The sequence below is a fragment of the Paenibacillus sp. EC2-1 genome (assembly GCF_049311625.1).
Taxonomy (GTDB): Bacteria; Bacillota; Bacilli; order Paenibacillales; family Paenibacillaceae; genus Paenibacillus_AQ.
Window position 1 is genome coordinate 5,458,205 of the sequence record NZ_CP186006.1, and the last position, 6,459, is coordinate 5,464,663.

The following is a 6,459-nucleotide window of genomic DNA, read 5'->3' on the forward strand; positions in this document are numbered from 1 at the left end:
GTATTTTTATTAATATTCAAACCCTATATAATAGAAGCTTATTTTCCAAGACAAAATTGAGAGAAAATCTGATCAATCAACGAATCGCCAACCGCTTCACCTAAAATTTCTCCAAGCTGCTCCCAAGCAAGCCTTACATCGATCTGAATCATATCAATCGGGATGTATTGTTCAGCCGCTTCATAAGCATCAAACAAAGATTTTTTAGCTTTTTTGAGGAGGGCAATATGACGTACATTGCTGACATAAGTCAGATCTCCACCTTCAATCTTACCGCTAAAGAACAACTTCGATATCGCATCCTCTAGTCGATCAATTCCTTCCTGAGCTTTTACAGACATGGGAACGATCAACTCATCAGGATAATACCTACGGACAATATCCAAATCGATTTGCGACGGTAAGTCCATTTTATTCAAAATTACAATACATTGTCTACCGCGTATTTGTTCCATCAGTTCCAGTTCATCTTCATGCAACGGCTCACTTGCATTCAGCACGAGCAGAATTAGATCTGCTTCACTAACAGCATGTTTCGAACGCTCTACTCCGATTTTCTCAACAACATCCATCGTCTCCCGGATGCCTGCTGTATCAAGCAATTTTAGTGGAATATTGTTAATGGTGACGAACTCTTCGATTACATCTCGTGTTGTACCAGGAATATCTGTAACAATGGCTCTATTATCATGAGCTAGTGTATTGAGCAAAGATGACTTACCCACATTTGGGCGACCTACAATCGCTGTAGTGATACCTTCTCGTAGGATCTTTCCCTCTTCTGCAGTCTTCAGTAGTTTATCAATTTCATCCATGACGAATTTACTCTTATCCTTGATAAACTCAGAAGTGAGCGATTCCACATCATGTTCCGGATAATCGATATTTACTTCGATATGAGCTAAAGTTTCCACAAGGGTATAACGCAGATCATTAATCTTGCGGGAGAGCGTTCCTTCTACCTGCTTCAGAGCAACTGAGAAAGCCCGATCGGACTTAGATCTTATTAGATCTATAACCGCTTCCGCCTGAGATAAGTCAATCCTTCCGTTCAAGAAGGCACGCTTGGTAAATTCACCTGGTTCAGCAAGTCGAATGTTCTGCTGAAGCAGTAGATCCATCACCCGCTTGACTGCAATAACACCACCATGTGCACTGATCTCCACCACATCTTCTGTCGTAAATGAACGTGGCGCTCTCATTACTGTGACCAATACCTCTTCAAGATTATCTCGGCTCAAAGGATCCATGATGTGTCCGTAATGAACCGTATGCGAATCCACTTCTGATAATCTCTTTTTACTTTTAAATATTTTTTCTACTTCAATGATGGCTTCAGGACCGCTAACGCGAATAATCGCGATGCCTCCCTCACCAACCGCTGTGGATATCGCAGCAATCGTATCACTTAACATGAAATTCACCTTCTTTATTTGACTATTTATTTCTTGACGTAAGCATATTAACTCTTGAATAAAAAACAATGACTCCCTATTACCGCCCAGGAGTCATTGAGTCCATATAATCTTTACTGCTGCTTCAATGTAATGACGATTCTCCGATTGGGTTCCTCGCCTCTACTTATTGTCTTTACTTGAGCATGATTTTGTAGCCTGAAGTGTATTATCTTGCGCTCAGAAGCAGGCATCGGCTCGAGAACGATTTCTTTTCGTGTCTTTACAGCACGTCCAGCCAATCGATCAGCCAGATCTTCTAGCGTTTTCTTGCGACGTTCACGGAAATTCTCCGCATCGAGCACAATCCGAAGATAATTATCAGAGTAACGGTTAGCCACAATGTTAACTAAATACTGCAAGGCATCGAGTGTCTGACCTCTACGCCCAATCATTAAACCCAAACCAGTACCAGAAATCTGAAGGGTAGTTGATTCCTTACCATGCTCAATATCAACAGAAATGTCCAGGCCCATGGCCTTACCTGTCTCAATCAAAAAGCTAACGGCTTCACGGTAAGGATCTTCTCCCTCATGTTTTATATCTTCAGTCAAACTTCTAGTCTTGGTCTCGACTGATGATATTTTCGATACCTTCTCTACTTCAAGCGCAGGTGATGCCTGCATTTTAGAAGTGAAGTCACTGCTAAGCTCTTCGCCGCCAGTACTGCGGGTGAGAAGCGTAAGTTCAACTTTCGCTTCCTTTACCCCGAACAGCCCCAGGAATCCTTTTGACGGCTGACTCAAAATTTGAACCGATACGTGGTCCCGACTTACACCCCACTGGGCTAGCCCTTGTTCGACAGCATCTTCAACGGTTTTTCCTGTTGCGACGATTTTACTCATCTCGACTTCTTAGCTCCTTTTTTGCCTTTTTTCCCGTTCTTAGGACCCTTACTTGGACCTTTACTTTGACTGATGCTAGCCGTTTTTACATTAGCTATAGCTACATTTTTATCATTGTTACGGTACAAGAAGTAGTTCTGTACAATGGTATACAAGTTACTGTAGAACCAGTACAGCGGAAGGGCGGATGGGAACTGGAACGACATCACGAAGATCAGAATAGGATACACGAACATCATGAACTGCATCATCCCTTGTTGAGGAGATGGATTCATCTTCAGCATCATTCTGGTCTGGAAGAAAGTCGTGAACGCCGCCAGAACCGGCAGTATAAACAGCTTGTCCGGTTCTCCGAGCTGAAGCCACAGGAATTCATGCTCACGGAGAAGACCGTTATAATAAATCGAATGATAAAGTGCGATAAAGATCGGCATCTGAACAAGCAGCGGTAAACAACCCGCCATCGGATTGACCTTGTGCTCCTGGAACAGTTTCATCGTCTCCATCTGCACTTTTTCAGGAGTATCTTTATATTTCTCACGGATCTTAGCAATTTCAGGTTGAATCGCTTGCATTGCCTTCGAGCTTCGTACCTGCTTAAGTGTCAACGGCAGAATCAATGTACGTACAATAAGCACCATAACCAGAACCGCCAGTCCGTACTCACCATTAAACCAAGTAGCAAACGTGTCTAGAGCCCATGTAAAGTAGTACACGACGTTACTCTGCCAGAAGCCACCATTTTTCAGGTCTTCGATAGTACGCATCTGGTCCGCTTGCGGTGTACAACCAGATAATACAGCCATTGCCATAACTAGCAAAGCTGTGAGGAGGAACCATTTTCCTCGTCTTGTCTTCGTTAGCGACACTTCAAAACCCCTCTCTTAGCATTCCATTCCACGGTAAATCATAACATATTTATATGGACAAATAAACACAAGCTCATCCCTTCTTAGACTTTAAAAGTGACGATTTGCGCAGTACATGCAGCACGCTTTTTTCAAGCTCCTGATAGGTCTTATCCAGCGCACCTTTTCTGACGATAAAGATCAGATCCATATGTTCAACAATTTCATCCTGATGATGACGGACAATCTCTTTCACGAGCCGCCTCATCCGGTTACGAACCACGGCATTGCCTACCTTTTTACTAACGGACACACCCGCCCGGAACTGTTCTACGTCTCTTTTACGAGACCAGTACACCACAAATTGATGGTTAGCAAAAGATTTTCCGTGGCGATAGACGCGGCTGAAGTCAGCCCGATTTCGTAAACGCAGTTTTTTTTGCACCAGTCTCTCCCTGCCTGCCTCTAATCTACTGATCAATCACCTTCGGCATCTCAAGGCATTTCTTCCTATATATAATAGTATGGTCATACCGCACAAGCGGTAAACGACTCACCATAATCTCATGATTAATACACCATTTGTGCCATTACGAAAAAAAGACCACCTCGGTGGTCTTCGTGGCATCGTGGCACAAAAATTAAGCGCTCAATACTTTTCTGCCTTTTTGACGGCGGCTAGCCAGAACCTTACGTCCGTTCTTGGAACTCATTCTTTTACGGAATCCGTGATTCTTCTTACGTTTGCTCACGTTCGGTTTGAAAGTTTGTTTCGTCATGATCTGTTGCACCTCCTTAAAGGAATCTTAATCTTACCATATAACAAGTAGAAACGGTTCGCCAACTTTTTAGAGCTGGATCCGTCTCTGCGAGAAATATAAGAAAAATTGATGCCTTAGACTTTCTTATATTTTTAACAAAATTTCTTTTTACACTCACAGAAAATGCCTTTATATATTTAATCACAATCAAGCCTAGAAGTCAAACCAAACTTCCTGTATCATCCCATATAAGTTTTCCACAGAATCTTCTTTATTTCTACACTTTAATAGTAATTTATCCACATGGGGATAATTAATTTACGATTCATTTGCACGATAAATAAGGTATTGCCTTTTGGCAAAACCTTAACTGTATACGCTTTGACGATGATTAAATTTGCTTTTAACTGTCTAATAACGTTATCTATATACATAAATGAGATTTTATAATTTGACTGAACTCGATACTTCTTAACTGGGAAGGAAGGTATGCCTTTTGGATACGCTGAACTATATGATCGGTGTTGATATCGGAACTACAAGTACCAAGGCTGTATTATTTACTGAGCAAGGGAAGATAAAGGCCACATCTGGCGGCGAATATCCGCTTCTCACGCCTGCTCCCTCTTTTGCCGAACAGGATCCAGATGTTATTTTTCAAACTGTAATATCATCTATACAAGGGGTTATGTCGGACAGTGGAATTAGGCCAGATCAGGTACTATTCGTATCCTTTAGTACAGCCATGCACAGTGTCATTGCCGTCGACAAAATGGGTAAACCGCTTACTCGTTGTATTACCTGGGCTGATAACCGGAGTGCGGAGTGGTCAGAACGATTAAAAAAGGATTTGGGTGGCCATGAGATTTATTTAAGAACCGGCACCCCCATCCATCCCATGTCTCCCCTCACCAAATTAATGTGGCTGCGTCATGAACAAGCCTCCATTTTTAATCAAGCCGAAAAATTCATTTCGATTAAAGAATATATCTACTATCAATTGTTCCAACAATATGTCGTAGATCATTCGATCGCTTCGGCCACCGGACTTCTGAACCTGAATTCGCTAAATTGGGATGAGGAAGCACTACAAATTGCAGGTATTACGGAAGATCATCTATCTTCCCTGGTCCCTACCACACATATAATGAACGGACTCGATCCAAGGTATGCTGCTGCCATGGGACTCTCCCCCTCCACTCCTTTTGTATTAGGAGCTAGTGATGGAGTGCTCTCCAATTTAGGGGTTAACGCCATTAAGCCAGGGGTGGTAGCGGCAACTATCGGAACAAGCGGTGCCATACGAACCGTCGTAGACAAGCCAATGACCGATCCAAAAGGACGTATTTTTTGTTATGCGCTGACAGAAAATAAATGGGTAATTGGTGGAGCTGTTAATAACGGAGGTATGATATTTCGCTGGGTTCGCGATCAACTCGCTGCCTCAGAGGTGGAAACAGCCAAACGTCTTGGCATTAGTCCATATGATGTGTTGACCAAAATCGCCGAACGGGTTTCTCCTGGATCCGATGGCCTGCTCTTTCATCCTTATTTAACCGGAGAACGAGCTCCCCTATGGAATCCGAACGCTCGCGGTTCGTTTTTCGGCTTAACTTTAAGTCATCAAAAGGAGCATATGATCCGCGCAGTACTTGAAGGTGTCATCTTTAATATGTATACCGTTCTTTTAGCGATGGAGGAACAGATGGGTACCCCGTCTAAAATTCATGCTACTGGGGGATTCGCACGCTCCCCCATTTGGCGTCAGATGATGGCAGATATTTTTAATCAGCAGGTTATTGTACCAGAAAGTTATGAAAGCTCGTGTTTAGGGGCTGTCGTTCTTGGCCTTTACGCTACGGGTAGAGCTGGATCACTCGATATTGTTGCTCATATGGTAGGAGATACGTTTGATCATCAACCCATCCATGAAAATGCAGTTGTTTATAAGAATCTTCTACCGATATTCATTCGAATTTCTCGCAAACTTGAAGAGGATTACGAGGCAATTTCCGAATTTCAGCATAAATTCATGAAATCTTGAACCAGCCTTCCCCCTCATTTATCTCGAAAAAGGCCGCTCCTTTCGGAGCGGCCTTTTCTATTCATATCATCTGCTCTATCCGATCTCTCCCAACTATGAAGAAAAAGTTACCCACAGGCAGATTTTAAGATCCATTTTTTCATGACCCGACAAAATGATGAATCATTCCTCTTTATCGCGAACAACCTGTGTATAATTTTTCTCGCTTTCTTACCTCTGATGTCGAAAGTTGAACAGATTATAAACAATATATAGTGGTGTGAATAAAAATTATGCACAACCTCTTGAATTTGTGGATAAAATCCGCTCACGCATTGAAAATAAGCCTTTCTTTTGCTATGATGATATTACTTTTGGATGTGAATATGTGAATGAACCCTCGATATTATCAACAGGCTGTGGATAAAGTTGTGAACAATTTCAATTTATCCATAGTTTTTTGTTTTCACAGGAGTCTAGCATTGGGGATAAATCTACATTATTCATTTTCTTTCGACATTTCCACTC

Annotated in this window: 6 protein-coding genes; 1 reads left to right on the forward strand and 5 read right to left on the reverse strand. The window is 42.2% G+C overall.

Annotated elements, in window-relative coordinates; all coding sequences use genetic code 11:
• Window positions 1-38: 38 nt before the first annotated feature.
• The 5 genes from mnmE to rpmH all read right to left on the reverse strand — a co-directional run bounded on the left by mnmE (window position 39) and on the right by rpmH (window position 3,926).
• Window positions 39-1,415, reverse strand: a complete 1,377-nt coding sequence (gene mnmE / locus ACK8P5_RS25535) for a tRNA uridine-5-carboxymethylaminomethyl(34) synthesis GTPase MnmE (protein ID WP_422658976.1) — start codon at window positions 1,413-1,415, stop codon at window positions 39-41.
• A 113-nt stretch (window positions 1,416-1,528) separates the two neighbouring features.
• The gene (gene jag, locus ACK8P5_RS25540; RefSeq protein WP_422658977.1) at window positions 1,529-2,299 is read right to left on the reverse strand and encodes an RNA-binding cell elongation regulator Jag/EloR; all 771 of its coding nucleotides are present in this window, start codon (window positions 2,297-2,299) and stop codon (window positions 1,529-1,531) included.
• On the reverse strand, window positions 2,296-3,168 hold the full coding sequence (locus ACK8P5_RS25545) for a YidC/Oxa1 family membrane protein insertase (protein ID WP_422658978.1): 873 nt from the start codon (window positions 3,166-3,168) through the stop codon (window positions 2,296-2,298). The genes jag and ACK8P5_RS25545 overlap by 4 nt, the downstream gene beginning before the upstream one ends.
• 73 nt (window positions 3,169-3,241) lie before the next feature.
• Window positions 3,242-3,592 (reverse strand): ribonuclease P protein component, encoded by a 351-nt coding sequence (rnpA, locus tag ACK8P5_RS25550; protein WP_422658979.1) that lies wholly within the window; start codon window positions 3,590-3,592, stop codon window positions 3,242-3,244.
• A 196-nt stretch (window positions 3,593-3,788) separates the two neighbouring features.
• Complete coding sequence (gene rpmH, locus ACK8P5_RS25555; RefSeq protein WP_422658980.1) at window positions 3,789-3,926, reverse strand: 50S ribosomal protein L34; 138 nt, start codon at window positions 3,924-3,926, stop codon at window positions 3,789-3,791.
• 478 nt (window positions 3,927-4,404) lie between these two features.
• On the opposite strand from rpmH, the gene gntK reads away from it, so the two are divergent.
• Entirely contained in the window at window positions 4,405-5,952 is a 1,548-nt protein-coding gene (gene gntK, locus ACK8P5_RS25560) for a gluconokinase (RefSeq protein WP_422658981.1), read from the forward strand.
• Window positions 5,953-6,459 lie beyond the last annotated feature (507 nt).